The sequence below is a fragment of the Elusimicrobiota bacterium genome (genome assembly GCA_026388075.1).
Taxonomy (GTDB): Bacteria; Elusimicrobiota; Endomicrobiia; order Endomicrobiales; family JAPLKN01; genus JAPLKN01.
On the sequence record JAPLKN010000164.1, the window covers coordinates 1 to 3,372 of the forward strand.

Genomic DNA, 3,372 nt, shown 5'->3' on the forward strand with positions numbered 1-3,372 from the left:
ATCGCGGACAGCGTTTTTTTCATGAAAGTTAAATCCTTTTAACTTTCATGCTATCATTTACATTGTGTTCCGTCTATCTTTTAGCTGTTTAGGGGCATTTTTAGCAACACTTTTTAACCTTTATGCCCAGGATGACAACACGTGGAGTTATGACACAGTCTCTCCTGTCGGCGGAGTTTCATTTAGATTGTCTTTCTATAATGATGTTGACAATTTCTGAGTGCGAGGAAAGGCGCATCGGCGGGCCCCAATAACCCGTTCCAGAAGTAGTATAAAGGCATGAGTTATCTTTTTTATAAAATCCGTAAGGGTATTTTAAAAAGCTCATTACAATTAAATCCATCGGCGGGATTTGGCCGGCATGAGTATGGCCTGATAACTGTAAATCAATCCCTAATTTTGAGGCTTCGTCAAAAATAAAAGACCGGTGCGATAAAAGAAGGGTAAAATATTTTGAATTCACCCCGTTAGAGAGGACTGCCGACTCTTGTTGGGAGATTGAAATCATGCTGTTAGATGGCGATGTGATGCTGCCATCTTTATTCGTGAAGCGTCCGCTCCCCGCCCGCCGGCGAGGCAGGTCTCTAACGGGGTAAACCGATTTAGGAGTATTCAAAGCTTTGATGAGATTTTCTTCAATAGGTATGTTATCAAAGCGTTTGCTTTCGCTGTCGTCTATTCCAATAAGTTCAACATTGTTTGGAAGAGATATGTTTTCATTCTGCAAAAGCCTTATATTTGAATTCAAAAGTATTTTTTTAAATTTATCTATTCCCGCATAAAATTCATGATTTCCGGTAACTGCATACACCCCGTATTTTGCCTTTAAATTCTTTAAAATACTGCATAATTCTTCCGTTTTGCACAAATCAGCGTCAATCAAATCCCCCGTGATAACAATAACATCAGGATCCAAAAGATTTGCTCTTTCAACAATATTTTCAAGCCTGCGGGATGATTTAATAAAGTTTAAATGCAGGTCTGAAAGCTGAACTATATTAAAACTAGAGAATTTTTGAGAAAGTTTAGAAGATTTTATTTTTATTTCTTTTATTCGTTCCTCTCGCACTATATTAAATATTGAATATAACGATAAAACAGCGATCATTACTAAAGATATTGTTGCTGAAAAATATTTGAATCGGCTGTTTTTAACAAAAATCAAAAAAATATTTCTGATTAGAAAAACTGTTACCGATATGGAAATTATTCCTATCCAGACATTTCCATAATAAGCTAAAGGCTTAATCCAGGCCGATATAACTTTCCTGGTTAAAAATTCCGATACAATAAAAGAAATCGCACCAAAGTAAATAAAAAGCCTGACATAAATACTAATAAGCCGATTAAGCGAAAGGCCTGTTACGATTTGGAAGTAAACATAATAATGCATTCCTAAATAAATACATACAAACAAAGAAATAAAAAAAATGAACTGTAAATTAATCATATTTAATTTCTTTTTTCCATAAAATCAAAGCACAAATAAATGAAAATATGCCTGCAAGAGCCAGGGTAAAAGCTGCTCCTATCTTTTCTGTAAGAAAACCTCCTATCAAGCTTCCAACAGGGGCAAATCCCATAAATGCCATAACAAAAAAGCTCATCACCCGTCCTCTCATTTCGTTTGTGGTTTCATGTTGAATAAATGTGTTTGTGCATCCCATCTGAAGAAAAGAAATATAACCGATTAAGGCAAGAAGAAAAATTGCAAATCCAAAAATCCTTGTTAACGCAAAAAATATAATCAGCAGTCCAAAAGCCATAGCGGAGTAAAATATTATTTTCCTAATATCGGAAATGTCCTTTTTAGACGCTAGGGTTATCCCGCCAAGAAGCGAGCCCAGCCCCATTGATGCCATGAAAATTCCAAAGCCGGAAGCATTCAAGTGATAAATATCTTTTACAAAAACAGGCATAAGTATCATAAGAAATCCGGTAGTAAAACCTGTTACTGCAAGCAAAATAATTACCATTAATATTTTCTTAGAATTAAGTATATAATCTATTCCAGAAAAAACTTTTTGGGCTAAAGTTTCATCAATATAATCCACGTTCTGCCATAAAGGAGTAACTAAAACTATGGCTATCAATACGGCAAGATAGCTTACCGCATTAACTAAAAAGCAAAATCCTTCCCCATATGCTGAAATAAGTATTCCCGCGATTGCAGGGCCAAGCATTCTTGCGCCGTTTAAAACCAAAGCGTTTAAGCCTATGGCGTTCATTAAATCTTTCTTTCCTACCATGTCGGCAACAAATGACTGCCTGGTCGGCATGTCAAAAGAGTTTATTATTCCCATTAAAACAGCAAGTATAAATATCTGCCATATTTGTATTTTGCCGATCATTGTGATAATTGCAAGTATAAATGACAAAAGCATCAATGAGCTTTGAGTGAATAATATTAATTTTTTCCTGTCAAAATGGTCGGCAACTGCTCCTGCAAAAGGCGAAAGAAGCAATATAAATATTTGGCTCAAAAAACCTATAAGGCCAAGAAGCATCGCAGAGTTTGTAAGCCGGTAAACCAGCCAGGGAAGCGTGGCCATTTGAATAAAGTTTCCAGTAAATGAAATAGTTTGCCCGATAAAAAATAACCGGTAGTTTGAGTTGCTTAGTGATTGAAGAATTCGGTATTTCATAAGTTTTTAATTTAAAAAATATAGGGAATTATAACACTATTTCTGGCTTTTTGTAAACCCCGTTAGAGAAAAACCATGGCATAGCAGATGAACAAAGAACGTGAAATAACACTGCCATCTAACGGTATGAATTCAAGCCGCCGATAGGAATCGATGGCAATCTCTAACGGGGTAAAGCATAAAATATTTTAGGACACAAATCAAAATTCTTTTAATTGCCAGCCGCACAGTTTTAAATTTAAAAATAATTTGATAGAATTCATTCTATGTTTAAGCGAATAATAGAGGATGTCAAAACCGTTTTTCAAAGAGATCCGGCGGCCCGTTCAACGCTTGAAGTGCTGCTTTGTTATCCCGGGCTCCATGCTATATGGATGCACCGCATATCAAATATTTTATGGAGATTAAAGCTCCGCCTGATGGCAAGGATTTTGTCCCATATTACAAGGTTTTTTACAGGCGTTGAGATTCATCCCGGGGCAAAAATCGGGAGGCGTTTTTTTATTGATCACGGCATGGGCGTTGTAATCGGCGAAACCACAGAAATAGGCGACGACGTTCTAATTTATAAAGGCGTTGTTTTGGGCGGGACATCTTTTGAAAAAAAGAAAAGGCATCCTACGGTAGGCAATAATGTCATCATCGGCACTAACGCCGTAGTTTTAGGCGCGATAACTTTGGGAGACCATTCAAGAATCGGCGCGGGATCGGTTGTCCTTCATGATGT

The 3,372-nt window shown here is 36.7% G+C and carries 3 protein-coding genes; 1 reads left to right on the forward strand and 2 read right to left on the reverse strand.

The annotated features are described in order from the left end of the window. Positions 1 to 178: 178 nt before the first annotated feature. Together NT145_09020 and NT145_09025 are read right to left on the reverse strand one after the other, a co-directional pair. A complete protein-coding gene (locus tag NT145_09020; GenBank protein ID MCX5782815.1) occupies positions 179 to 1,450 on the reverse strand; it encodes a metallophosphoesterase in 1,272 nt (423 codons plus the stop codon). After that, positions 1,443 to 2,645, reverse strand: coding sequence for an MFS transporter (locus NT145_09025; protein MCX5782816.1), 1,203 nt, complete (start codon positions 2,643 to 2,645; stop codon positions 1,443 to 1,445). The genes NT145_09020 and NT145_09025 overlap by 8 nt, the downstream gene beginning before the upstream one ends. 266 nt (positions 2,646 to 2,911) lie before the next feature. Here NT145_09025 and cysE point away from each other — a divergent pair. Further along, a partial coding sequence (gene cysE / locus NT145_09030) for a serine O-acetyltransferase (protein MCX5782817.1) occupies positions 2,912 to 3,372 on the forward strand: 461 nt, incomplete at its 3' end.

Excerpts from the sequence above, each read along its gene's own strand:
- NT145_09020 (MCX5782815.1), bottom strand. The coding sequence starts at position 1,450 with ATGATTAATTTACAGTTCATTTTTTTTATTTCTTTGTTTGTATGTATT.
- NT145_09025 (MCX5782816.1), bottom strand. The coding sequence starts at position 2,645 with ATGAAATACCGAATTCTTCAATCACTAAGCAACTCAAACTACCGGTTA.